The organism is Bacillus sp. ok061 (genome assembly GCF_900108285.1).
GTDB classification, from domain to species: Bacteria; Bacillota; Bacilli; order Bacillales; family Bacillaceae_G; genus Bacillus_A; species Bacillus_A thuringiensis_S.
Genome location: NZ_FNUW01000003.1, coordinates 237,568 through 262,897 on the forward strand (window position 1 = coordinate 237,568; position 25,330 = coordinate 262,897).

The following is a 25,330-nucleotide window of genomic DNA, read 5'->3' on the forward strand; positions in this document are numbered from 1 at the left end:
ACAAAAACAGGCTAGGAAGAAGACTTTCTCCCTAACCTAGAACCCCCTCTCATTAGAGAAGTTTTCATTTTCGTATCGTTTCTCTTAAGAAATTTCATATCAACAGAATAAACACTATTGCCCCACCGAACAAACTTACAAATACAATAAGAAGACATGAACATAGAACGAGCACCTTCTCATCTACGTTTCCTTTTAACTGCAATTAAAAACGCAATAAATAATACATTCACACCAATGATTAAGGAGATAAATAACCAATTCACACCTGTTTCTCCGTTAACTTTATACACGTTTGATTCTTCACGCTTTAAAACGAGATAAAATCCCCCATTTTCCTCTCTTATAATTTCATCCTCTAACAATCCTCTTAACTCTTGTTTTTCACCAATCGCACTTGCAGGTAAGGAGACTTTTTGTGTTTCTTTCGTATTATTAATTGCTACTAAAGTTACTTCATTTTTATATTTTCGTTTTAGTATGCTCATCCCGCTCTTATCATACAATAGCTCAAACGTACCGCGTCGTAAAGACGGTCTCGCCTGTCTAAGTTCACCTAGTTTTGTTATGTGCTGCATAAATTTTTCGTCTGACTTAAAATCCATTAATCGTCTATTATCGGGTACACTTCCTCCATCTAATGCAATTTCAGTTCCGTAATAAAAATTCGGAATTCCAGGTGATGTTAACAGATATGTAAGCGCCAGTTTTAAACGTGATGGCGGATAATACATATTTTCTTTTGCAATACGCGCATATCTTTTTGTTTCTTGATCATCTAAAAACGTAACAAATTCCCCTTCTTTTTTACTCACATCGTATAACGATTTCACCGATACATCCGCTTTGGAAAACGATTCTACTATTTTTTCGTTGTATTCGCTATCCTCCTTTGTCATAATACGAAAATCTTTCTTTATCACTTGCATATCTTTTTGCGCGTTATCCCAAAAGGAACGCGGCTTTTTTTCACTATGTATAACATAACTTCCGTCTAAATCAACTTCTTTTATCCACCATTTCATTGCGTCAATTACCTGTTGTTCGTTTTCTCCAAGCGGAAATTGAAATACAACTTTCATTCCTTTTGCCTGAGCTTCTTTTACAAGTTCTTTCACATCATTTTCTGTCCCGAAATGTTCATTTACCTTTTTAAAATTTCGCACGTCTAATCCATCGTACTTTCCACTTTCAAAAAGTGGCGAAAGCATAACGGTAGTAAAACCCATTTCTTTTATGTAATCCAACCTTTTTATAATTCCTCTTATATCCCCGCCTTGATACCCTTCTAAATTACCAACTTCTAACTGTTTGTCATTTTTCGGTTCTCCATTATTGAAGCGATCAATCATAATGGAGTATATAACTTCATCTCGCCACTCTCTTTTTTCGTCTGCAAAAGTATGTATTGGTACAAACAAAACAACAGCTAAGCAAAAACAAATGAATAGTTTCCTAGTCCGTATTTTTCCCACACGCATCCCCCAAGCTTTTTAATTGTAAGAATATTATACCAATTATCCGAATGAAACGCATATGTCGATTTTAATCCTCACAAAATAATTCATGTTAGATTTCCTGACATCATGTATATAATTTTCTGAATTTTTAGTTGATTTTTAGTTTAATTTCGAATATGATATGAAACATAACAAATAGATGTTATTTTTTCTAACATTATAGGAGGAGAGCTCATGAATATGGGAGATACAGTTTTTATGTTTGTGACGACAGTAATGGTCATGTTGATGACACCAGGATTGGCACTTTTTTATGGAGGTATGGTTCGCAGCAAAAATGTACTCAGTACAACGATGCATAGTTATAGCGCAATGGCTATCGTTTCGATTCAATGGATTGTTATCGGCTATTCTTTATCATTCGGACCAGATTGGCACGGGATTATCGGTACACTTGATTGGTTCGGTCTAAACGGAGTTACCTACGCACCAAATCCAGACTACTCATCTACTATTCCTCACAATTTATTCATGATGTTTCAACTCATGTTCGCCATTTTAACTCCAGCTTTAATTTCAGGTGCATTCGCTGAAAGAATGCGATTTTCTGCCTTTCTTATTTTTATCCTTCTATGGACAACGATCGTTTACAATCCTGTCGCTCATTGGGTATGGGGCGTCGGCGGGTGGCTAAGGGAACTTGGCGCACTAGACTTCGCTGGCGGAAACGTCGTTCACATCACTTCCGGAGTTGCTGGTCTTGTATTAGCTATTTTCCTTGGAAAACGAAAAAACATAAATGGTTCTTCTCCTCATCATTTGCCATTTACAATGTTAGGCGCAGGCTTATTATGGTTTGGCTGGTTCGGTTTTAACGTCGGCAGCGCATTATCCTTAAACGACGTAGCTTTAACTGCATTTATTAATACAAATATAGCCGCTGCTGCCTCCGCTCTAACTTGGATGCTTTCTGAATGGTTCTTCCAATCAAAACCGACTGCGATGGGAGCTGCTTGCGGAGTTGTTTCTGGTCTAGTCGCTATTACACCAGCTTGCGGGTTCGTTACACCTTTCTCCGCTCTTCTTATCGGAGCAATTGGTGGTATATTATGCTTTGGCGCCGTTTTCTTCTTAAAAACAAAATTCGGGTATGACGATACACTTGATGCCTTTGGATGCCACGGTATCGGAGGAACTTGGGGCGGTATTGCAACAGGACTATTTGCAACTACTACCGTAAACGGGGATGGTGCGAACGGATTGTTTTACGGAAATGCGGCTTTACTGTTTAAACAACTTATAGCGATCGGTGCAACATATGCATTCACGATCATCATGACGTATGCCATTATTAAAGTTATTAACTTCTTCCTCCCTGTTCGAGTAGATGAGCACGAGGAACACATGGGACTTGATATTTCGATGCATGGCGAGAAGGCTTATGAACATGCAGAGCGAGCAAACTAAAAAAGAGATGCAATCTATTAGTAATAGATTGCATCCCTTTTTTTGCGCACGGGGCAACATACCCCGCCTAGTATAAATGTAAATATATCAACGATTTTTCAAATATATCGATTGTTTCTTTCAATATATCAACGGTTCGACACAACATATCGATTTACAAACAAATTCCGACATAATTTACACGCAAAATACCCCACATAAATTTATACAAAAAAGACGACCGAAACCCGGTCGTCTTTTCCTATTTATTTCGGAGCATTTCCTACATATTGCGTAATATCAACATTTAACGCCTGCGCTAAACGCATACCGTATTCTTGATCTGCACGGAAGAAGTTACAAACAGCTAGTAATTTCGTGCGTTCATTTACGTCTTTTAGATCATTTGTTAAGTTTGCAATTAAGTTATCTTGCTCTTCTTTAGAGAATGAACGGTAACGCTCACCTGCTTGTTTAAAGTCATTTGGTTTCTCGATTTTTTCACGAGATACATAGCCTTCTACTTTCATAGTTGAATCGCGGTAAGCTTTGTCTTCAACTGGATTCTCCGCATGACGGCTCGGTTCGTAGTTGATTGTAGATGGGTTTTGATTCATTTGCATCGCACCATCACGTTGTTGGTTATGAACAGCTGCGTACGGGCAGTTTACAGGAATTTGCAAGTAATTTGCACCAAGACGATAACGCTGTGTATCTGGGTAAGAGAATAAACGACCTTGTAATAATTTATCTTCCGATGGTTCAATACCATTTACAGTTGCACTTGGAGAGAATGCTACTTGTTCTACTTCTGCAAAGAAGTTTTTCGGATTACGATTTAACGTCATTGTCCCTACTTCAATTAACGGGAAGCGATCTTCTGGCCATACTTTCGTTGGATCTAGTGGATCAAAGTCTAAAGAATCCATTTCATCAAGTTGCATAACTTGTACGTGTAAATCCCATTTCGGATGATTTCCTTTTTCGATTGCGTCGAACAAGTCACGAGTTGCATGATTGAAGTCTTTCCCTTGTACTTCTTGCACTTCTTTCGCATTTAAGTTACGTACACCTTGCTGCGGTTTCCAGTGGTATTTAATATAAACAATTTTACCTTCTTCATTAATCCATTTAAATGAATGGACGCCGAAACCTTCCATTTCACGATAGCTTGCTGGTGTACCATAATCAGAAAATACCCATGTCATCATATGTGTAGACTCTGGAGTTAACGTCATGAAATCCCAATAACGATCTGGCGTTTGAATATTTGTATCCGGTGCTGGTTTTAAAGAATGAACCATGTCAGGGAATTTAATTGCATCACGAATGAAGAAAACTGGTAAATGATTACCTACGATATCGTAGTTTCCTTCTTCTGTATAAAATTTAACTGCGAAACCGCGTGGGTCACGAGCTGTTTCCGGAGAACCTTGACCATGAATAACCGTTGAAAAACGAACAAATACAGGTGTTTCAGTTCCTTCATTTTGTAAAAATGCTGCTTTCGTATATGGCTTCATGCTATTTTTCGTTACGAATACACCGTGAGCACCTGCACCACGTGCATGCACAACACGCTCCGGAATACGTTCACGATCAAAGTGTGCAAGTTTTTCTACTAAATGATAGTCTTCTAATAATACTGGTCCACGACGACCAGCTGTACGAGAATTTTGGTTGTCTCCAACTGGAGCACCTTGGTTTGTTGTTAAGCGATTATTTGGATTCATCTAGGGGGATCCTCCTCTTTCTTTCGTAGTAATTATTATTTATTTAAAATTATTATAAACTAATTATTATTTAAAACTAAATCTTTGTCAACTATTTCCTTCACTTTTTTTGAAACAATTTCAGCCAAACAGTCGATAAATGCAGATTGTGCATTCGGCATATTTGGTCTAAAATATTTGGCATTTAATTCATCAGTTACAACTTTACATTCATAATCGTTGTCATATAAAACTTCTAAATGCTCCGCTACAAAGCCAATTGGGCAATATATGAAAGATTCGTACCCATGGTCTTCATATAAATCTTTCGTTAAATCTTGCACATCTGGACCAATCCATGGATCAAGAGTATTCCCAGCACTTTGCCAACCAATTGTATAGTTTTGAATATTTGCAGCTTCTGCAATTAAATCTGCCGTATACTTTAGTTGTTCTACATATGGGTCTCCTGCTGCAATAATTTTTTCTGGCAAACTATGCGCCGAAAAAATTACGACTGTTTTCTCTTTATCTTCAATCTTTGTAAATGTTTCTTTTATTTGCTCTGCCCAATACGAAATAAACTTCGGTTCATCGTACCATTGTTCAATTGGTTCAATAACAGGACCACCGATTTCTTTTGAAAGACGAATAGCACGGTCATTATACGCTTTAATGCTAAATGTAGAATAGTGCGGTGCTAATACGATACTAATCGCCTGCTCAATTCCATCTCGCTTCATTTCCTCTACAGCCTCTTCTATAAATGGCGCAGTATGTTTTAAACCTAAGTAACAAGTAAATTCATACTCTGTAAATATGTTATTCATTGAATCTGTTAATTTATGCGCCTGCTCTTTCGTAATTTTTGCAAGCGGCGAAATTCCACCAATCGCTTTATAGCGCCCAATTAAATCTTCAAGCGCTTCTTCTGACGGCTTACGCCCGTGACGGATATGTGTATAATATGCCTCTACATCATCTAATGATTCTGGTGTTCCATACGCCATTACGAGTAAACCTATTTTTTTCTTTGTCATCTATATAACACCTCAATTTTATAAATGAGAATCCTTTTCAGAACGTTTGTTTCCAATTATAACAAGCAATAATAAGTACGTCAAAATAATAATTCTAATTAAGTATTATTTATAAGGTGTTTTTGAATTTTATATGACAATTTCTTTAATAAAAAGCGACTTACATAATTGCAAGCCGCTTTTCCCTTATTCTTTAATATTTACCCCATATTCTTTAAACCAAACGTGAATTTGTGCTAAATGAGCTAAAAGCTGTGGCCCAGTCATCAATTGACCAAACCATGGTGTTTGAAATGCACTGCCACCAGACTGAATTAATCCGTTCAACTGCTCTTTATCAAACAATTCGTGTAAAATTGAACCTTTATCTGTTAATAGATTTTGAAGCCATACCGTTACTGCCTTTGTATAGTGTGGATTGTGCGTTTTCGGATAAGGACTCTTCTTCCTATATAAGATGTCATGTGGGAGTACATCTTCTAACGCTTTACGTAATAGACCTTTTTCGCGGTTTTTATACATTTTCATTTCCCAAGGAATATTCCACGCATATTCGACAAGACGATGATCTGCAAACGGAACACGTACTTCTAAGCTTGCCCCCATACTCATGCGGTCTTTTCTGTCTAATAATGTTGTCATAAACCATACCATATTTAAATAAAATAATTGGCGTCTTTTTGCTTCTAGCGGACTTTCTCCCTCTAAAATAGGAACTTCTTGAATGGATTCTTCATAACGCTGCTGTACATATTGTTGTAAATTTAATTTATTTCTCCATTCTCTCTTTAGCAATTGTTCACGCGCTTCTGTAGAGCGCATCCACGGAAACGCACTCGATTGTAAATCATCTTCTCTATAAAACCACGGATAACCACCAAATATTTCGTCTGCACATTCCCCAGATAAACCAACGACAAAATCTTGTTTAATTTCACGGCAAAACCATAGTAATGACGAATCGATATCTGCCATACCAGGCAAATCACGAACGAGTACGGCTTCTGTTAAATACTGCGCTAATTGTTCATTTGAAATGACGCAACGATGGTGGATTGTTTGAAACGTCTCCGTCATCAAATGAATAAATGGTGCATCTGAATTTGGCTGGAACGCATTCGCTTTAAAGTATTTGTCATTATCTTCATAATCAACAGAGTATGTGTGTAATTGTCCTTTTCCTGACCTTACATATTCTTTTGCAGCAATTGCTGTTATAGCGCTCGAATCTACACCCCCTGATAGAAAAGTACATAGTGGTACATCAGAAACGAGCTGCCTTGTAATCGCATCTTGTAATAAAAAGCGTGTTTTTTCTACTGTTTCTTCAAAGGAGTCTTCATGTTTTTTGCTTTCCACATTCCAATATCTCCATATGCATAAACCGTTCTTTGAAAATGTCATCGCATGACCTGGACGTAATTCTTTTATACCAGCATAAATACCGTGGCCAGGCGTTCTTGACGGTCCGAGTCCGAATATTTCTGATAATCCTTCTAACGTTACTTCCGCCTTCACATCTGGATGCGACAATATCGCTTTTAACTCCGAACCAAATAATAAGCGTCCACTATCATATTTATAAAAAAGTGGCTTTACACCTAATCGATCTCGCGCAATAAATACTTGTTCTTTCTGTTCGTCCCATACTGCAAACGCATATATACCGTTTAAATGATCGACACATTCTTCTTTCCATTCAATATAAGAAGCTAATAATACTTCTGTATCAGAATGACCTTTGAACGTATATCCTCTTCTTAATAATTCCTTTCGAATGTCTTCTGTGTTATAAAGTTCACCGTTATAGCAAATAGCGTAATTCGTTTCATCTTTTAAACAAGTCATCGGTTGTTTACCACCCTCAGGATCAACAACGATTAAACGTTTATGCCCAAATGCGACATTGCCTTTAATCCAAACTTTATTATCATCCGGACCACGTTTGGCTAACGTCTCAGCCATCTTCGTAACGACATCTCTTTCTCCTTCTAATGAGCGTTTATAATCCACCCATCCTGTAATCCCGCACATATAAATCATCCTTCCATCTTATTTCTTTTCTTGAACGTGCAGTAATCCCCACCCTAAGAGTGCGGATCAAAAAATGAAAAACTTGACGATAACCTACTATCCACATATGGAATAGCATTCTCACTCAGTAAAACGTGTTTTATTGTATGCCCACCTATGTCTATATGTGTCTAGTTATAAAGAATGCACGAACTGTCTATAACAGGAATAACTACTTTTCATAAAGGAGAAATCGTGTATGATACAACGTAAACATATTTTATATAACCAGCCCCGTGCTCATACAGTCGGTAATGTAGAATATATAAACAATGAATGGGTATTCTTTGATGATGAAAATGATGAAGCGTTTTTATTAGAAGATATTGCCGAAGATGGGTTTGAAATTTTATATAATAACAATTGGCTACCAGCCCGTTTCTATGAACAAGATGTATTGCAAATCGCCAACGAGCAACACCATTTGCAAAATGGTGAAATGATACGTATTCGAAAAAAGTTACTTCTTAGTTATAATGAATGGCTCGAGGAATTACCTGACTCCGTCTTCACATTATTAACTGAATCATTGCAATCACTTCACTACTCTTTATATGATTGCATGTATTGTCATAATTATTTATCTTTCTTACCGAAAGAGGAGTCACGCGAAGGAGTAAATATTCTTTTGTTTGATAACGAAGAGATGATCTGTACACTGCAGCATCATTTCGTTCGTCACACTACTTCAAATAAAAATATGTTCCGTTTTACGAAAGTAAATGGAGAAGAGTTGCATATCGATGCGACATAAAGTGAAACTTTAATCAGTGGGGCAACCCCCACTGATTATTAACCTTCACCAATCGGGTGTTTACGAGCAGTTGATCTCCCACCTAACTTCTTTGCTTAAGCTGAATTTTGAGGTGGGAGTTTTACTGCCCGTTAATACGGGATAACGTAAAAAACCACCTTATCTCCCAAGTCTTTGAGGATTATAAGGTGGTTTTATTTTTATTTGAATACGTACCAGCCAAGTGGCAATTTCAGTCCTAAGTATAATACTGCTACTAGCGCAACAATAAATAAGCCCCAAACCGCCCCTGTTGGTTTGTTTTTGCTCATTTTCACAAGAACCATTTCCATTCCACCGATAACTAAAATACCAGCTAACATTTTTAAGCCATACCACATGTGCATGCTACCTGTTGCGGTCTTCACAATACTCATGTACAACATGAAGCCTGTCACAATAATGATGATATACATTAGGCGAAGCCCCATATGTACACCTTTACCTTTTCTTCCTGCTGAATAAAGTGAATACGCAACGAAGAATAAAATTAAACCTAACGCCCATGCTGTAATATGCATATGTACCATCGTATCCCTTACCTCCTCTTTTCACACTTTTTCACTCTATATGATAACATGTTCATTTATTTTCAGGAAATGTTTCGCTTTTTTACATTTAAATGATATAATATTTAGAGTATTTACAAACTTCTTGTAATAACAAAAGGGGGAACAATCATGATTCAAACTAAGGATATTATCGAACTTACAGACACATACGGAGCAAATAACTATCACCCACTTCCAATCGTTATTTCTAAAGCAGAAGGTGTTTGGGTAGAAGATCCTGAAGGAAACCGCTATATGGACTTATTAAGTGCATATTCTGCAGTAAACCAAGGTCATCGTCACCCGAAAATTATTAACGCTTTAATTGACCAAGCTAATCGTGTTACGTTAACTTCTCGTGCTTTCCATAGCGATCAATTAGGTCCTTGGTACGAAAAAGTTGCGAAACTAACTAATAAAGAAATGGTACTTCCAATGAATACAGGTGCTGAAGCTGTTGAAACTGCAATTAAAACAGTTCGTCGCTGGGCTTATGATGTGAAGAAAGTAGAAGCAAACCGTGCTGAAATCATCGTTTGTGAAGATAACTTCCACGGACGTACAATGGGTTCTGTTTCTATGTCTTCAAATGAAGAGTACAAGCGTGGATTCGGCCCAATGCTTCCTGGCATCGTTGTGATTCCTTACGGTGATTTAGAAGCATTAAAAGCCGCAATTACACCAAACACAGCTGCATTCATTTTAGAGCCAATTCAAGGTGAAGCAGGAATTAATATCCCACCAGCTGGTTACTTAAAAGAAGCTCTTGAAGTATGTAAAAAAGAAAACGTTTTATTCGTAGCAGATGAAATCCAAACAGGCTTAGGCCGTACTGGTAAAGTATTCGCTTGTGACTGGGACGATGTAACTCCTGACATGTACATACTTGGTAAAGCACTTGGTGGCGGTGTGTTCCCGATCTCTTGCGTTGCAGCAAATCGCGACATTTTAGGCGTATTTGAGCCAGGTTCTCACGGTTCTACATTCGGTGGTAATCCACTTGCATGCGCTGTGTCTATCGCAGCTCTTGAAGTGTTAGAAGAAGAAAAATTAACAGAGCGCTCTCTTCAATTAGGAGAAAAATTAGTTGGGCAATTAAAAGAAATTGATAACCCAATGATCACTGAAGTTCGCGGTAAAGGTTTATTCATCGGTATCGAATTAAACGAACCAGCTCGCCCTTACTGTGAACAACTAAAAGCAGCTGGTCTACTATGTAAAGAAACACACGAAAACGTAATTCGTATCGCACCACCTCTAGTAATCTCTGAAGAAGATTTAGAGTGGGCATTCCAAAAAATTAAAGCTGTATTATCGTAATAATAGAGAGGTTGTCCGACATCTTGGGACAACCTCTTTCTTTTTATATTCAATTATATTAAGATGAAATTGTAATTTTCTGTATTTTAAAATCGTAAAAGAGGTGCAATATGCTATTAAGATATGGTAAACAGATTAACTATTTAGCTACATCTTTTATTTTAGTTACATTCTTTGGCTTCCTACTTTCCACAACATGGCTTACTCACTACTCAACTCCTATTACATTCACACTACTGAAAGCATCATTTTGGATTGCTGTTATTCTTACTATCATTGGTTTTGGACGAGAAAAAAGTGCACTTACGGTTATACTATTTGGCATTTGTACACTTGCATTCATTGGCCTTTACACTTTTTCCGTTATCGATTACCTCTATAATCCAAGGCCATAAAAAAAAGCTATCTTTTAACAAGATAGCTCTTTTCTTTATTTCACTACATTTCGCAAAGCACCAATTCCTTCTACTGTAATGACCACTTCATCACCAGCATGTAAAAACTTCGGTGGTGTAAAACCTTTTCCGACACCAGCCGGGGTTCCTGTTGCGATAATATCACCTGGTTCTAAAGTCATTCCTTTGCTTATCGTTGAAATAATTTCTTCTATCGAAAAAATCATTTTATTTGTGTTGGAAGTTTGCCTTACTTCTCCATTTACTACCGTTTCAATGTGTAATGCATTCGGCGCATTAACCACCGATTTATGAATTAAATACGGTCCCATCGGGCAAAATGTATCGAAGCTTTTCCCAAGGAAAAACTGTTTATGTTTTCTTTGAATGTCTCGAGCTGTTACATCATTTATAATCGTATAACCAAAAACATGCTCAAGCGCTTTTTCTTTTTTAATTTGCTTTCCTCGCTTACCTATAATGACAGCTAGTTCTCCTTCGTAATCTAGTTCGTCCGTTGCATGAGGGTGACCATTAATTTGCTCATTTATGCCAATAACTGTTGTTGGTGCTTTCGTAAAGATCATTATATTTTCTGGAATAGACTCTACTCCGCCCATTTCTACCGCATGCTCACGATAGTTTTTTCCAACGCACAAAATATTCTTTCTTGGCCTTGGAATCGGTGCTAATATTTTCACCTCTGTTAACGGATAATACGCCGCTTCCCCGTTTTCTTTTGCCCAATTTACAATTTCACATACTTTCTCAAAGCACTCAGTCCCTCTTTCAATACACTCTAACATTGTAATAGGGATTGTAACCTTTTCCCCTTTTTGTCTTTGCGCTTCTCTTAAGTGTAATACCTTTTCTTCTTCTTCATCCACAATACCTACAAATACCTTTTCTTCTTTCTTCGCCGTTACAAAACGCAATATTTCCACTCTCCATCCTAAAACTCATACCCTTTAATTGTATTCGCATCCGCAAGAAAAAAACCTTCTCATGCACGCTAATTTTTACAATATTCTTCTCACATCCTATTCGTTACCCCTTTACATTTGGCATAAAATGTAGAATTTTTACTTTTTTTAGCGAAGGTATTTCTTTCTTATGGAGTTTTTGTATAATATGTACTACATATATACTAAAAATTTCATTTAGAGATGGAGCCGATTTCAATGTTTGAGCAAGCGATTGAAAAAAAACGTGAAAAAATGATTTATTTTGCTGAACGCTATGGAATGACTTCTCAAAAAACAGTGGATTGTAGCCAAGAACTGGACAGGCTCTTAAATGTAATTTGGCATGTACATACGGATTTTCACCCAAATCAAACACTCAACACACACACGCAATAATGTGTGTGTTTCTTTTATTTCAAAAAAACACACATTTTATCGGAAACGCCCATACAATAGTAGAAAAGAAAATTTTACAAACGAAGGGTGTTTTGTATGCCAGCTATGGTCGGACATATTCGTATCGTCAATATTGGATCAAGTGGTATTTTTCATATTGGAGATGTATTTGCGATTAGGCCTATTAGTTACTCACGTGCTTTCGCCGGGGCCGGCTCTTTTAATGTTGGAGATAATGTTTCTGTCTACAATTATCAAAGTGCAACGACTGTTAATGATTCAGATGTCGTTGATCAAGCGATAATTGGTTCAACTTAAAGGGGGCGATTGTATTGAATTTTTACGTAAACCAAAGCATCATCATTAACAGCATTAAAATTGATAGCATTACAACCTCTTCTGTATTCCAAATTGGCACTGCCGGAAGTATTAAAGCCCTATCTAAATTTTCAAATACGGGCGGATTTACGGAGCCGCTTCGCCCATTACAGGCAAGCGGACAAATTATTTCTATCAAACCATCAACTAGTTCTTCTTAAGACATCCTTGTCATAAATATATAGCAGGAATATTTTTACCCTCCCTATTGAAAAGGAGGTTTCACAAATGAATCAAGATATATATACTTACTTACACCAACTTCAACAAGCTCTTCAAACACAACAAGCAGCCATCCTCAATTTAGAAGATCAAGTGCGCCAACTCCAAGAAGAGCTTAACGAATTAAAAAATCGCCCCTCCTCTTCTGTAGGAAAAGTGGAATACAAATTCGATCAATTAAAAGTCGAAAATTTAAATGGCACTTTAAATATTGGCTTAAACCCATTTTCAGCAAAAGGACAACAAATTGAAGATTTTCAAGTGGATACAGAAACATTGAAGGTAAATCCTGAAACCGAAACAAACCCAGACTTTTATCAAGGTATCCTCCAAGAAATGCATCGATACTTAGATGAAGAAGCATATAATCGTATTCTCCATTTTGAACAAGAAGAGAGAACACCGCTTGATGAAATGTATCGACAAATGATGGTGGATGACATAAAAAAACAGATGGAGCATCGACTCCCTTATTATTTATCACAAGTTCAATCATACGAAGGTATTTCAACAGATCCAGATTATTTACGAGATATCATTATTCAGGCAATGAAACAAGATATTGACAAAGCCTTTCTCTCATTTATTCAGCACATACCGGGAAATTTCCGAAAGGAGTAAGTATGTATGAACCTTAACGTTGTAAACCGTGAGTTAAAAGTCGGACAGATTAAAATGAACGGTGTATCGTCGTCCGCACTCTTTTTAATTGGAGATGCAAATCTCCTCATTCTATCTTCTATTCTCGATACACCATTTGAAACAGTTACAGAGGGGCCATTTGTACCATTAGTAACAGATGTCCCTCCTACTCCAGGTTAAGGAGACTGAAAAATTATGTTACATCATGTGTCTATTGTCCAAAATGTTTCTATTATTTCTTTAGGGATTGCTGCCGTATTTCAAGTTGGAGATGCCAATCAAATGGAATTAAAAAGTAGAGCTCTTGCCGTCCACCGTGAAATTCCTTGTTATATAAAGGGAGAAGGTCGCTTCGATGCTTTTGAAATCTTTACAGATGAACACATTACAATTCCAAAACGAACGACAGATGTAAAATTAAATATTATAAATGAATGCCCTTTTATTCAAGTTAATAACGTTGAATTGCGGACACTTTTAAATTCTGGTTGCTTTCAAATTGGAAATGTTGATTATGGTTTTAATAACTCTCGTATTATGCAAATCCGCCAATATATTACGGATGAACCTTCCGCACAATAATTCATATAGTAAGTAAAAAGCTTAGTAAAGTAGGTGGATGGTATGCCTTCGGTTGTAGGAAATCTCGTCGTTCAAAATAGTAACGGCTCTTTCAACTTAGGAGATTTTTATAACGTATCTCCGAAAGAAAACACGAAAGCTTATAACGGATCTGGAGCTTCCAATGTTGGATTTGTCGTAAATACGTTTAACGGTGTTAGTGCAACAAATACGTTTGATTCTGATGTGGCGGATCAAGATCAGATTGGAACAGCGTAAAAAAAGTAGGAGATATTCTCCTACTTTTTTCTTTTATCTAATTCAAAATTATTAAAATGAAATTTTAATAATTAAGAGCTTTACTGTCCACAAATAGCAGTATAAACAGGTAAGTAGTAAAGAGGCACTATTTCATTTTATTTAAATGATAACCCTCTCTCCTCCAAAGCCTTTCTAAGCTTCGGCAAAGACGCAGGTCCCATACCATGCAGTTTTAAAATTTCTTTTTCACTATATTTTGAGAGTTCTTCTACAGTTTGAATTCCATGGTGTTCTAATGCCCTTCTTGCTGGCGCTGAAAGAAGAGAGAGAAAACCTTCTTTTGGCTTTTTCTCTTTCTCACATGTTGGGCAAGTTGGACAATCACTACTTTTATAGTACTCGTGTCCCTGTTCACAAGTTCTTAACGTTTTTTCCGTTACCATTTTCAAGCCCCTCTATTCCTCAATATTTACAACGTGATTCCCATCAAAGAAGTATAAACATTTCTCTTTCACAGGATGTTGTAAGCTTTTCTCCAGTGCTTTTGCATATAACGAAAGCTGTACTTTATATCGATCTTCTAAAATTGGTTTTGCTTGTTCGAATCCGCCTGGGAATTTCCCTTCAATCGTATCTGTTTTGAAGTCGATTAACGTAATGCCGTCTTCCTCTTCAATCATGCAGTCGATAACCCCTTGGACAAGAATCGTTTCTTCACTCTTCCCTTGCCAATCTTGATATGCTTCTTCTGCTGCAAGCATCATCGTAAATGGCACTTCACGCTCAACACTTTTCGCCGCTAGTACCCTTTTACCTAAATCACTGTCAAAGAATGAAATTACTTTTTCAATCGCTATTTCTTCCGCCTGCTCGAATGTTAATAATTCCTTATTTACCATTCCAGCAATTTGCTCTTGAAGAACTTCAACCGTAATCGGCTTCTTCAAATCAACATGCTGCATAACGGCATGGACTGCTGTTCCACGCTCTGCGTACGTTAACCCTTTTTTCTCCATAAAACGCGGACGTGTTTTAATTGGCGCACGTAGTTTTTTAATAAAGGCATTATCGCTACCTTCTTCAGATTGATAATTTCTCTTTATTTCTGTAACAGATTGCTTCGCACGATAAGATGTTGCATCCTCATATCCGTACTTCCACATTAATCTGTCGTACACTTCTTCTTTCCGTTCACTTTGCAGGGGAACAGCCTTTTTCTCACGAAGCGCTTCTAACAATTCTTGTTTCTCTTCTTGAACTGGCTCTGGTGCAAGTAGCGTGTTACCTTCCACAACTTCTACTTTCCAGCTCGTGTCATACCCGTAAATTTCATCTGGAATACTTCCTTGTCCTAATTCAAGAAGCATTTCACTATCACGGTGTCTATATAATGAAGGTGCAATCCAGTCTAAATAACAAGACGCTCCGGCACGTATGTGATCTGGTAATAACCATTCACTATGTTCCCTCGCATCAAGCCATTTTTCCATTTCCTTATTTGCATCCTTAACTGTTCCGATTAAAATTAACTTCTCTTTCGCACGCGTCAACGCTACGTATAGTACGCGCATTTCTTCCGCAATTAATTCCATTTTCATTTTACGCTTAATCGCAAGCTGTGATAATGTCGTGTATTTAATTCGTTTACGCGGATCGATAAATTGCGAACCGAAACCGAAATCTTTATGGAGTAAGAAACGTTTCATTAAGTCTTGTGTATTAAAACGACGGCCGAGTCCAGCTACAAATACAACTGGGAACTCTAGCCCTTTACTTTTATGGATCGTCATGATGCGAACAACGTCTTCTTGTTCACCGAGAGCCCTCGCCGTACCCATATCATCACCGCGTTCTAAAATACGTTCAATAAAACGTAAGAACCGGAATAACCCTCTAAATGATGTTGCTTCATATTGTCTTGCACGGTCATATAGTACGCGTAAGTTTGCCTGCCTTTGCTTTCCAGCTGGTAAACCGCCAACGAAGTCGTAATAGCCTGTCTCGCCGTACACTTTCCAAATTAAATCAGAAAGTGATTGTTGACGTGCAAATTCACGCCATCCTTGCAGTAAGTTATAAAACCACTCTAGTTTTTCATGAAGTTCTTGTTCCTCTTCAAGCGGTGCACCTTTTAAGAATGAGCTCATTACTTCATAAAACAAGCCTTTCTTTCCGTGAGCACGAAGCGTCGCAAGGTCTTCATCGTTTAATCCAACGATTGGGGAACGAAGTACAGCTGCAAGCGGGATATCTTGCATCGGATTATCAATAACGCGGAATACGTTCATCATAATATTTACTTCCGTTGCTTCAAAATAACCAGTCGCAAGGTCAGCATATACCGGAATTCCTTGCAATTTTAACTCTTCCATAATTTGCGGCGCCCACGGCATGGAGCGAAGTAAAATAACAAAGTCGCGGTATTGTACAGGACGCATACTATCCGTTTTACGGTCATACACTTCATAACCGGAATCAACCATCGCTTTAATGCGCTGCGCCATAAGGCGAGCTTCAAGCTGTGCTTTTTCGACTTCTGCACCTTCTTCACCGTCTATTACTTCTTCTTCCGTTTGCTCAATACATAGTAATTCTGCCGCTACATCTTCACCTTCTGGATAGGTAGCGCCTAGTTTTAATTCAGCGTCAGCATCGTAGTCAATCTCTCCAACTTCTTCGCCCATAATTTGTTTGAAAATGAAGTTCGTACCTGCTAGCACTTCATGACGACTACGGAAGTTTTTCGCCAAATCAATCTTCATTCCGCCGCCCAATCCTTCTTGTGTGAAGCGTTTATACTTTCCTAGAAACAGGCCTGGTTCTGCTAATCGGAAACGATAAATTGACTGCTTTACGTCACCAACCATGAACAAGTTTCCTTCACTCTCAGAATCTTTCGTTACGAATTTAATAATGGATTCCTGTACAAAGTTCGTATCTTGATATTCATCGACTAACACTTCAGCAAATTTATTACGATATTGAAGCGCTACTGCTGACGGATTCATTTCACCATTTTCACTTTGTTCACTTAAAATTTGTAAACAGAAATGCTCTAAATCTGTGAAATCGACCATTCCTTTATCTCGCTTCATCGCTTGGAAACGCTCTGTAAATACTTTTACAAGTTGAACAAGCTTTTCTAATACTGGGTGCATATCTTGAAAATCTCGTAAGAAACTTTCAGGTTTGCGGCTAAATAACTCTTCTTGTAATTTCTTTACTTCATCTTTCGCTTTATTACGAAGAGAGTCTACTTGTTTTACAACATCTTCATTGTAATCACTTTTCTTAATACGCTTTAACGTTTGCCACGATACGTTTTGCATCGCTTCATACACGCTTGTCCACGACTCACGAGCAGCTGATGATAACGTTCCAAGTAAAGCTACATCTGCTTGCAGGGTTTCAACGCGAGGCGCTGGACCGTCAGGAAGCATTGCGAGTTCAGTTGCCTTACGAATATGCTGTTCCGCTGTTTCAAGCTGGAATTTCACATCTTCTAATAAATAAGAAGCATATACTAAATCTTCAATTGTCTTTCCTTCTACGTCATATGCTTCTACTAATTTATCAAGCCATTTTTCCGGATTTGGATGCGCTCTTGACTCTGTATGAAGCGCTAAAATCATACGTTGTAAGTCATCATCACTACGGTCACTCGTATAACGATCAACAAGTTCAAAGAAGATTGTATTATCTTCGATTCCGTACTCTTCTTCTAATATGTCATCTAGCACTTCTTCTTTTAACAATTCATTTTCTGTTTGATTCGCAATACGGAAACGAGGATCAACATCCAGCATGTAGTAATATCCTCTAATTACTTGTAAACAGAATGAGTGAATTGTTGAAATGGAAGCTTTATTTAATAGGCTCAGTTGCTTTCTTACATGCTGAGAGCCTGGTTCATCAATTAATACCTTTTCTAACGCTTCCCCGATTCGATTTTTCATCTCTTGCGCTGCTGCATTCGTAAATGTTACAACGAGCAGGCGGTCGACATCGACTGGATTCTCTTCATTAATAATCTTTTTAATAATACGTTCAACTAATACTGCTGTTTTACCTGATCCAGCTGCAGCCGCAACTAAAATATCACGTCCGTTCGCTACAACAGCTTTCCACTGGTCATCTGTCCATTGACTACCTTCTGGTTTTTTAGGCCAATTTTCTATCATTCTCCGCCAACCTCCTCTCTTATTTTCTCCATCGCTTCACTATCTTTCATATCTTTTAACGTACGGAATTGATTATCTTCAAGTGACTCATCAAATTGACAAACAGATTTGAAGTTACAGAACGTACATGCTGCTTTATTTCCCATTTTATAAGGAGCAATATCGATAACACCTTCTGTAATATCTTTTCCGATATTTTCAAACGTATGGTGTACATATTTTTGCAGTACGTTAAACTCTTGCTCACTTGCAATACTTGAACGCGCACTAAAGCTACCGTCTTTTTTCAGGCCAGCAGAAATAATATCCGAGCTTCCTGTTGAAAGTTTGTTATCCATTAAACGAACAACGTCAGCATCTCCTAATACGAGTCCTTTCATTTTAAATTTCTTTAAAATTTCTTTTTCAATTTCAGCTTCAGATGCGTCACCTTTCATCTCAACGATTGGGTTATGAATATGGAAATACAATACACCAGCTGGTGATGCTGCGTGGCCTTTTTTCATCCACGTCTGTGCATTCGAAGTAACAACATCTAAATACGTTAACATTTGAAGTGCTAATCCGTAATACACTTCCGTTAAATCTAACGCTTTTGAACTTGATTTATAATCAATAATACGTAAGAACGTCCCGTTCTCATCTTCTGCCTTATCAACACGGTCAATACGGCCGACTACTTCCATCTTTACACCATTTGGTAATGAAAATTCCATCGGCGGAAGCGATCCTGTACCACCCATACCGAACGGCACTTCTAAATCAACTGGTACGAATCCGCTTGACTTCGCATGTTCACGAAGAATGATTGACGTACGGAAAATGATTTGTTGTAGTTTTTGTTTTAAATAGAAATGACGGTTTGAACTTAATAAAATTTGTCGTTGTAATAACGGTGCGATTTCTTCTATTACTAAAACAGAAAGATGCTCACACTCTTTTATGGATAAATCCGCCCAAGTACGGTTTTCACGCAATAACTTGTCCGCAATTTTCTTTAATGCCGCATGGAATAATTCGCCGATGTCTGGCGCATCAAGCTTGAAAATATCACGCTCTCTAAGCGATAAACCGTGCTGCGCAAAATGAGCGTATGCACAACGATTAAATAGTTCCATACGAGAGACGCTTCCTTTAATTATATCTCCGTATAAATCTCTACTTACTGCTGCACTTAGTTTCTTCGCACGATTTCGATAGAATAAACTTGATAAGACGCGGCTACTTTTTTGTTTCCATTCATCTGAAGTTACGTAGAAATTATATACGTCCCACCAAAAGTCTAAATTCCCTTCAAATCCGTATCGCTTCCACGTTTGTAGTTGCTGCATAACGTAAGATAACGTTACTTCTGGCGTTGCTACGTATGAAATTTGTTCTGAACGTGATAAATCATTTACGTCATTCGTAATAAATGAATCTTTCACATTAGGGAACATTCTTTTTATTTTCTTAATAAAGCTAGACGCAAGTAACGTCTTTCCTTCTTCATCCGCAAGCGGGCATGAAATGTATAACTTCTCAGATGCTCTCGTTACCATTTGATACATAACGAACTGTTCTTCTAACAAAGTTTGTCTCGTCGTTGGCGCTAATTCAATCCCTGCCGCACCAAGAACTTCTCTTTCCTCATCAGAAAGCATCCCTTCATCCATAGGTGCTGCTGGAATGACACCCTCATTTACACCTATAATAAACGTTGCTTTCACGTCAGATAACCTGGAGTGATCAATATTAGCAATTAACACTTGGTCTAATGACGGCGGAATGTTAGCAAATTGAAGTGCCTCAAGACCTGTCGACATAACGTCCGTAAACATAGAAAGAGACATTTTCTCTTCACCAAGCATCTCTACAAACGTATCAAGAAGGCTCATTACTTCTTCCCATACTTGTTCATGATCTGTCGCAAATAAGAAGTCTCCACTTTCTTCTGCACGTATACGTAATTCTTCTAGTTTCTTCGGAACATCCAGCTCTTCTAAAAATAAGTAAACTGCTTCACACATTTGCATAACTGTTCCTGCACGCTTTAACCTTTTTTGCATGCGAATAACAGGTGTTCTTACAACGTCACGTAGCCTATTTATTTTCTCTTCCATTTCACGTTCACTGTCTGTAATCATCCCGTTCGTATCATCAAGAGAACGATAACGCCGATACATCCATGGATCTTCAGCAGTCCATCTCTTTCCTTGTACACCGTACGCTAAACAGTAATTTTCAAATTCATCCATTTCTTCACGCATCGCTTCTTTTCTTACGTCTAATGGATATAAAAGCTCTGTTTTCACGCAACGGAACACCGCATCATAACGCCAATTCCCACTAATAATCTCGAGTGCAGAACGAATACATTCTACTAATGGGTGGTGTGACATCGGGCGCTTTTCATCGATGAAGTGCGGGATATTATAATCTGTAAATAACGTTCGCATCACATCGTAATAACTTTCCCCATTACGAAGAAGCACTGCAATATCTCGGTAACGATATTTTTCATCCGCAACAAGTTTACGAATTTCACGAGCAACACCTTCTACCTCCGCTCGTAAATTCGCAGCTGTACTAATCGTTACACTCGCTTCACCGTTAAATTTTTCATTCGGACGCGCTTCATAATGAGCTTCTAAATGCGCTAATGCTGGAGAATGAAAACGCGGCTGTTCCATAAGTGGGATTGTTTTTTCAATTTCTATTTTCTCTTCACGTGCTACTTGCTTTATTTTTTCATACGTTAACGTCGTTTCATAAAATAAATCGAGTTCATTTACTGGCTGCGCTAACGTTTTTTCATCTATCGTTAACGTGATCGTAACTTTCGCTCCGCAAATCATAAGCTGTCTTACGATCTCTAACTCTTGCGGGGAGAATGAATGAAATCCATCTATATAAATTTCCGCACCATTTACATATTCAGACTGCGGAAGCTTTTCCACTAGCAATTGCAGGTAGTCTTCTGAATCTAAGTATCTTCCAATTAAAGCACGTTCAAAATCATCGTATAATAGCTGTAAATCATACACTTTATTCGCTAGTAACTTTTGTTCGGCACTGCTACTATGCGCATCTAATTGTTGCCACATTTCATATACGTTAGATGGCGTTACATTGTAACGTTTAAACTCCGCGATCATACTGCCAAGATGTTCAAAGAAACCGTTTTGCTCCGCTGCTTTTTGGAACACCGATAATCCATCTTTACGAGACTCTACAATTTTACGGAGTAACATATGTACACCAGCTTCATCAATATGAAGACGACTCGCTCCACCAACTTCTTGCAGTACCTTCCACGCTAATCGTGAAAAGCTAAAAACTTGTGCCCGAATAGACCCCCTTACATCCTCACTTCCAATTAACGCCTGCTGCGTCTGGAATGTCATCTGTTCTGGCACAAGATATAATATTGTTTTCCCTCTCGGGCGCTGTTTTAACTCTTCTTGCACTTCGCGTAAACAAAGTGTACTTTTTCCACTTCCCGCTCTACCAATCACAAATCGAAGTGACATGTAACCCCACCTTTCACTTACATAACGAACGTTAGTTTGCTACTATAATTGTATTATAGTACACGAAAAAAGACAAACTGAGTTGTTTGTCTTTTCTATACTTCTATCTATTATATCAACCTTTTGAAAAATTCGTTTGCACCTCTTGAATTGGCCAATATCGCAAATCAACTTTACCGACGACTGTATCAGCTTTTACAAAGCCAAAGTGTCTACTATCCCAGCTCCCGAGCCGGTTATCACCTACTACAAAAATAAACCCGGGTGGCACCAGCTTTTCTTTCGTTAACTCTTCTAATTTAAAGTCGCCTGTTAGTTGCCTTCCATTTATCTCTTTCTTATACTTCTCTAGATACGGCTCATCAATAAATTGTCCATTTATATATAACTTATCATGCTTATATTCAATATGATCTCCAGGTAAACCGATAATTCGCTTTACATAGTCCTCTTTTTTATTCGCATGAAACACCACAACGTCAAATCTGTTCAAGTCCCCAACTTGATAACTCACCTTATTTACAACGAGCATATTACCATCTTGCAATGTCGGCATCATTGACTTCCCCTCTACAACATACGTTGAGAAGAAAAACGTTCGAAAAAATACAGCTAATAATACACCAATTAAAATTGTTCGTATCCACTCTATGCCTTCTTTTTTCAAAGTTTTCTTCATCTGCTTCTCCCCTTATCCTTTAATACTGAAGCTTTCCTTTACAAAGAAGACTATTCTTAATGTAGTTCTAACTTTACTTCAATTTTCTTACCGACATACCATAAAATAAAAATACCAATCGCTACAATGACTGATTTCACCGGATTATGAATAAATGACATTAAATCATGACCGATATACGTTAAAATAAAAATCATCACAAGTTTTCCGAATGCTAGCGCTAGCCCAAACTGTTTTACACTAATTCGTGATAAACCAGCGACAACATTTATTAGCGCTGACGGTGTAAACGGAAAACAAAATATAACAAAAATCGGTGCGAATCCTTTCCTTTCAATCCACCCCATTGCTTTTCTTACTCTCTCATGCTTATTTACAAACGAAAAGAAACGACTGCGACCAAAATGGCGGATGATGAAAAAGACAAGTAATGCACCCATTACTGATCCAAGCCATGAATAAAGAAAACCGAGCCAAAAGCCAAATGCAACAGCATTCGCCAGTACAAATACGATAAGCGGTAATGCTGGAATCAACGCCTCTATCATCGGTAAACCAATACCAAGAAGTGGTCCGAACGCTTTATAACTCTCAACAATATGATCCATATTTTCTGGTGAAAAATACTCTTTGATTGTCTGAAAATCCATTCTACACTTTACCCCTTTACTCTAAATACTATCCCTACTGTATCATTGCTTATATGAAAGAGGAAATGGTAGATACGACATATGGAGATGTATTTATTAAAGTTTCCATATCTTTCATAAGAATTCCTTCATTATTTAGCTATGATAATCTATCAATATTCGACAGAAAATGTCGTTCGTTTTGTTATTTAGGTGGTTTTCCGATATTTTTATCGGTAAATGAAATTACAACTCGGTTTTTCTAGTACATCTATTTATCTATAAATACTGATAAAGAGAAACTTTAATCACCCCTCACCAATCCGGCTTTTACAGGCTGCAGGGCCCCACCTAACTTCTTTGCTTTCGCTGAATTTTGATGTGTGCGTCTTACGGCCCGGTAAATAGCGGGATAAACAAAAAAAGAATGGGGATTCCCCCATCCTTTCACACTTCGCCTTCCTTCACAAAATACACTCTCTCATAAGCAGGTCTTAATGTTGATTCCTCTTTTTTATCAATCTCTTTAAAACAAGGGCTCCCTTGTTTTTTCCTACGATCTTCATATTCAGTACGCAATTTCGCTGTACGATTTTGTTGATTTTCAAAACTAGTTTTTGATATTTCTAATTTTACAGCAAAGCCATTTATAAACCTAATAATAAGATTTCCATCTTTTAATTCTTTATTACCTTCAATATAAAAGTGAGACAACCAAGCGCACTCTTTTCTAGAGTAAGAATAGGTAGGGAAAAAATAAAGTTGATCTGTAGGACTAATCGCAATCGGTGCTTTATGTGTAATATGAGTTAATTCTTTCGTTCCTTCTTTTCTGCCTAAGAAACTAGAACCATGCTTTCGGCAACTTCTTTCTATAATATCTAGTGGTTTTTGAAATACGAAAAAAGAATCATTCATTTCAACGACTCGCGTAACAATTTTCTTTTCACTTAGAATAACAGGAAGTAAGGCCATCGTATTTTTCGTTACAACATAATTTTCGACATAGCGTTCCACTTTACTTTCCATACTCTATTATCTCCTTTTTTCCATTTATATTAGCAGCTGCATATATAATTTTAGCACCTATGAAAAGAAAACGGATTGCAAATTCCACTATTTTACATTAATTTATTATTTATCAAACATTCTTCAAATTTTAAAATAAATATATAACAATAATAAGATGGCATTGTGCACAAAAAAGCATTTATACTACTATAAATATTTGAAATCACTTCCTCATTTCACATCATTACAACAATTAACTTTGTTATAATTAAAATGTAAATCCAATATATGGAGGGCCACTATGGAAGAAAAAGAGATCCAACCATCGATTCAAATGAAAAATAGCAGCGTCATTATCGTGAAAAACTCAGCTAGTATTATATTCGGTTTATTTTTCATTCTGCTATTCTTTGCCAAACCGTTTCGTAAATCAAAATGTCCAGAATGTAAAAAACGTGAGAAGAAAAAATCAGGACAAGAACAATAAAAGGCCTTCCTTTTTGGAAAGCCTTTTTACATTTGTAGTATCATTTTATTTATTCTTCTTCACCCTTAAAAAAACAACTATATTTTCTTCCAAGGTTCTCTACATCTTTTTTGATTTGTAATATGATCCTTATATAAAACATGAGAAAGAGTATTTGTACTTGTTACCCGCTTTTAATTTTTACTAAAAAATTAAAATTTGTACATCTTTTTCCATCACTAACAATTCGTTAATTAATTAACTTTGTAATATAAGTTTTGTATATAATTTCATTCAAAAACACAATATATATAAGTAGCCATTTATAATTACATTTCTTTTTATCAAATTCCAAAAAGGAGCTGTATACTATGGATAAAGAAAATCTATTAAGTCAGCAGGTTAATAGCATCCCCTCAGATGCTCTGAATACCCCTAGTAAGGAACAAGAACAACTGTTAGAAACATCATCTCAAAACGTACAAACTTCCAACAACAATGCTAACAAAAAAGATGTTACTAAAGGTCTATCTGGAAAAGATTTCCCTATCTCAATAGAGAATACAAATTTATAGTTATTTACTATCATACGCAGCAAATGCTCTTGCTGAACTAATTCTTCTACAGAAACTAATAC

The 25,330-nt window shown here is 37.2% G+C and carries 25 protein-coding genes; 13 read left to right on the forward strand and 12 right to left on the reverse strand.

What is annotated here, in order from left to right:
• Positions 1-179 precede the first annotated feature (179 nt).
• Positions 180-1,481, reverse strand: a complete 1,302-nt coding sequence (locus tag C4S65_RS06295) for an alpha-amylase family glycosyl hydrolase (protein WP_097960520.1) — start codon at positions 1,479-1,481, stop codon at positions 180-182.
• A gap of 213 nt (positions 1,482-1,694) precedes the next feature.
• Here C4S65_RS06295 and C4S65_RS06300 point away from each other — a divergent pair, with 213 nt between their 5' ends.
• On the forward strand, positions 1,695-2,927 hold the full coding sequence (locus C4S65_RS06300; protein ID WP_098838274.1) for an ammonium transporter: 1,233 nt from the start codon (positions 1,695-1,697) through the stop codon (positions 2,925-2,927).
• Positions 2,928-3,172: 245 nt separating this feature from the next.
• Here the strand turns inward: C4S65_RS06300 and katB are convergent, their stop codons facing one another.
• From katB to asnB, 3 genes are all read right to left on the reverse strand, one after another.
• On the reverse strand, positions 3,173-4,639 hold the full coding sequence (katB, locus tag C4S65_RS06305; protein WP_001069164.1) for a catalase KatB: 1,467 nt from the start codon (positions 4,637-4,639) through the stop codon (positions 3,173-3,175).
• Between the two features lie 59 nt (positions 4,640-4,698).
• Positions 4,699-5,658 (reverse strand): ferrochelatase, encoded by a 960-nt coding sequence (hemH, locus tag C4S65_RS06310; protein ID WP_097888850.1) that lies wholly within the window; start codon positions 5,656-5,658, stop codon positions 4,699-4,701.
• Positions 5,659-5,844: 186 nt separating this feature from the next.
• Positions 5,845-7,692, reverse strand: coding sequence for an asparagine synthase (glutamine-hydrolyzing) (asnB, locus tag C4S65_RS06315; RefSeq protein ID WP_097960522.1), 1,848 nt, complete (start codon positions 7,690-7,692; stop codon positions 5,845-5,847).
• Between the two features lie 238 nt (positions 7,693-7,930).
• On the opposite strand from asnB, the gene C4S65_RS06320 reads away from it, so the two are divergent.
• Complete coding sequence (locus tag C4S65_RS06320) at positions 7,931-8,485, forward strand: DUF2777 domain-containing protein (RefSeq protein ID WP_000616044.1); 555 nt, start codon at positions 7,931-7,933, stop codon at positions 8,483-8,485.
• A 200-nt stretch (positions 8,486-8,685) separates the two neighbouring features.
• On the opposite strand, the gene C4S65_RS06330 is transcribed toward C4S65_RS06320, so the two are convergent.
• Positions 8,686-9,054 carry a YisL family protein gene (locus C4S65_RS06330; protein ID WP_000233495.1) on the reverse strand — a complete coding sequence of 123 codons (369 nt, stop codon included), beginning with the start codon at positions 9,052-9,054 and terminating at the stop codon, positions 8,686-8,688.
• A 150-nt stretch (positions 9,055-9,204) separates the two neighbouring features.
• Between C4S65_RS06330 and rocD the strand changes: the two genes are divergently transcribed.
• Both rocD and C4S65_RS06340 read left to right on the forward strand, forming a co-directional pair.
• Entirely contained in the window at positions 9,205-10,395 is a 1,191-nt protein-coding gene (gene rocD, locus C4S65_RS06335; protein ID WP_000616660.1) for an ornithine aminotransferase, read from the forward strand.
• A gap of 110 nt (positions 10,396-10,505) precedes the next feature.
• Positions 10,506-10,790: a hypothetical protein gene (locus tag C4S65_RS06340; RefSeq protein ID WP_000926871.1), complete on the forward strand. Its 285-nt coding sequence runs from the start codon at positions 10,506-10,508 to the stop codon at positions 10,788-10,790.
• 35 nt (positions 10,791-10,825) lie between these two features.
• Here the strand turns inward: C4S65_RS06340 and C4S65_RS06345 are convergent, their stop codons facing one another.
• Positions 10,826-11,725, reverse strand: a complete 900-nt coding sequence (locus C4S65_RS06345; protein WP_001213077.1) for a fumarylacetoacetate hydrolase family protein — start codon at positions 11,723-11,725, stop codon at positions 10,826-10,828.
• 246 nt (positions 11,726-11,971) lie between these two features.
• Between C4S65_RS06345 and C4S65_RS06350 the strand changes: the two genes are divergently transcribed.
• The 7 genes from C4S65_RS06350 (at position 11,972) to gerPF (ending at position 14,233) form a co-directional block, all read left to right on the forward strand.
• Positions 11,972-12,151, forward strand: coding sequence for an aspartyl-phosphate phosphatase Spo0E family protein (locus tag C4S65_RS06350; RefSeq protein ID WP_000462847.1), 180 nt, complete (start codon positions 11,972-11,974; stop codon positions 12,149-12,151).
• 96 nt (positions 12,152-12,247) lie between these two features.
• A complete protein-coding gene (gerPA, locus tag C4S65_RS06355; protein ID WP_001111188.1) occupies positions 12,248-12,469 on the forward strand; it encodes a spore germination protein GerPA in 222 nt (73 codons plus the stop codon).
• Positions 12,470-12,483: 14 nt separating this feature from the next.
• The gene (gene gerPB / locus C4S65_RS06360; protein ID WP_001012510.1) at positions 12,484-12,690 is read left to right on the forward strand and encodes a spore germination protein GerPB; all 207 of its coding nucleotides are present in this window, start codon (positions 12,484-12,486) and stop codon (positions 12,688-12,690) included.
• 67 nt (positions 12,691-12,757) lie between these two features.
• The gene (gene gerPC, locus C4S65_RS06365; RefSeq protein ID WP_001070761.1) at positions 12,758-13,372 is read left to right on the forward strand and encodes a spore germination protein GerPC; all 615 of its coding nucleotides are present in this window, start codon (positions 12,758-12,760) and stop codon (positions 13,370-13,372) included.
• A 6-nt stretch (positions 13,373-13,378) separates the two neighbouring features.
• On the forward strand, positions 13,379-13,573 hold the full coding sequence (gerPD, locus tag C4S65_RS06370) for a spore germination protein GerPD (RefSeq protein WP_001052807.1): 195 nt from the start codon (positions 13,379-13,381) through the stop codon (positions 13,571-13,573).
• Positions 13,574-13,588: 15 nt separating this feature from the next.
• Positions 13,589-13,975 (forward strand): spore germination protein GerPE, encoded by a 387-nt coding sequence (locus C4S65_RS06375; RefSeq protein WP_000902320.1) that lies wholly within the window; start codon positions 13,589-13,591, stop codon positions 13,973-13,975.
• 42 nt (positions 13,976-14,017) lie between these two features.
• Positions 14,018-14,233, forward strand: coding sequence for a spore germination protein GerPF (gene gerPF, locus C4S65_RS06380; protein WP_001141566.1), 216 nt, complete (start codon positions 14,018-14,020; stop codon positions 14,231-14,233).
• A 137-nt stretch (positions 14,234-14,370) separates the two neighbouring features.
• Here gerPF and C4S65_RS06385 read toward each other — a convergent pair whose 3' ends face one another.
• The 6 genes from C4S65_RS06385 to C4S65_RS06410 form a co-directional block, all read right to left on the reverse strand.
• Complete coding sequence (locus C4S65_RS06385) at positions 14,371-14,658, reverse strand: RNA polymerase alpha subunit C-terminal domain-containing protein (RefSeq protein WP_000255722.1); 288 nt, start codon at positions 14,656-14,658, stop codon at positions 14,371-14,373.
• 12 nt (positions 14,659-14,670) lie between these two features.
• Positions 14,671-18,396: a helicase-exonuclease AddAB subunit AddA gene (addA, locus tag C4S65_RS06390; protein WP_086405974.1), complete on the reverse strand. Its 3,726-nt coding sequence runs from the start codon at positions 18,394-18,396 to the stop codon at positions 14,671-14,673.
• A complete protein-coding gene (addB, locus tag C4S65_RS06395; RefSeq protein ID WP_097960523.1) occupies positions 18,393-21,908 on the reverse strand; it encodes a helicase-exonuclease AddAB subunit AddB in 3,516 nt (1,171 codons plus the stop codon). The genes addA and addB overlap by 4 nt, the downstream gene beginning before the upstream one ends.
• A 115-nt stretch (positions 21,909-22,023) precedes the next feature.
• On the reverse strand, positions 22,024-22,587 hold the full coding sequence (gene lepB, locus C4S65_RS06400; RefSeq protein ID WP_000751896.1) for a signal peptidase I: 564 nt from the start codon (positions 22,585-22,587) through the stop codon (positions 22,024-22,026).
• A gap of 56 nt (positions 22,588-22,643) precedes the next feature.
• On the reverse strand, positions 22,644-23,237 hold the full coding sequence (locus tag C4S65_RS06405; protein WP_000347517.1) for a TVP38/TMEM64 family protein: 594 nt from the start codon (positions 23,235-23,237) through the stop codon (positions 22,644-22,646).
• A gap of 426 nt (positions 23,238-23,663) precedes the next feature.
• A complete protein-coding gene (locus C4S65_RS06410) occupies positions 23,664-24,245 on the reverse strand; it encodes a competence protein ComK (RefSeq protein WP_000444446.1) in 582 nt (193 codons plus the stop codon).
• Positions 24,246-24,528: 283 nt separating this feature from the next.
• Here C4S65_RS06410 and C4S65_RS06415 point away from each other — a divergent pair, with 283 nt between their 5' ends.
• Positions 24,529-24,714 carry a hypothetical protein gene (locus C4S65_RS06415; protein ID WP_000391373.1) on the forward strand — a complete coding sequence of 62 codons (186 nt, stop codon included), beginning with the start codon at positions 24,529-24,531 and terminating at the stop codon, positions 24,712-24,714.
• 350 nt (positions 24,715-25,064) lie between these two features.
• Complete coding sequence (locus C4S65_RS06420) at positions 25,065-25,268, forward strand: hypothetical protein (RefSeq protein ID WP_061666462.1); 204 nt, start codon at positions 25,065-25,067, stop codon at positions 25,266-25,268.
• Positions 25,269-25,330 lie beyond the last annotated feature (62 nt).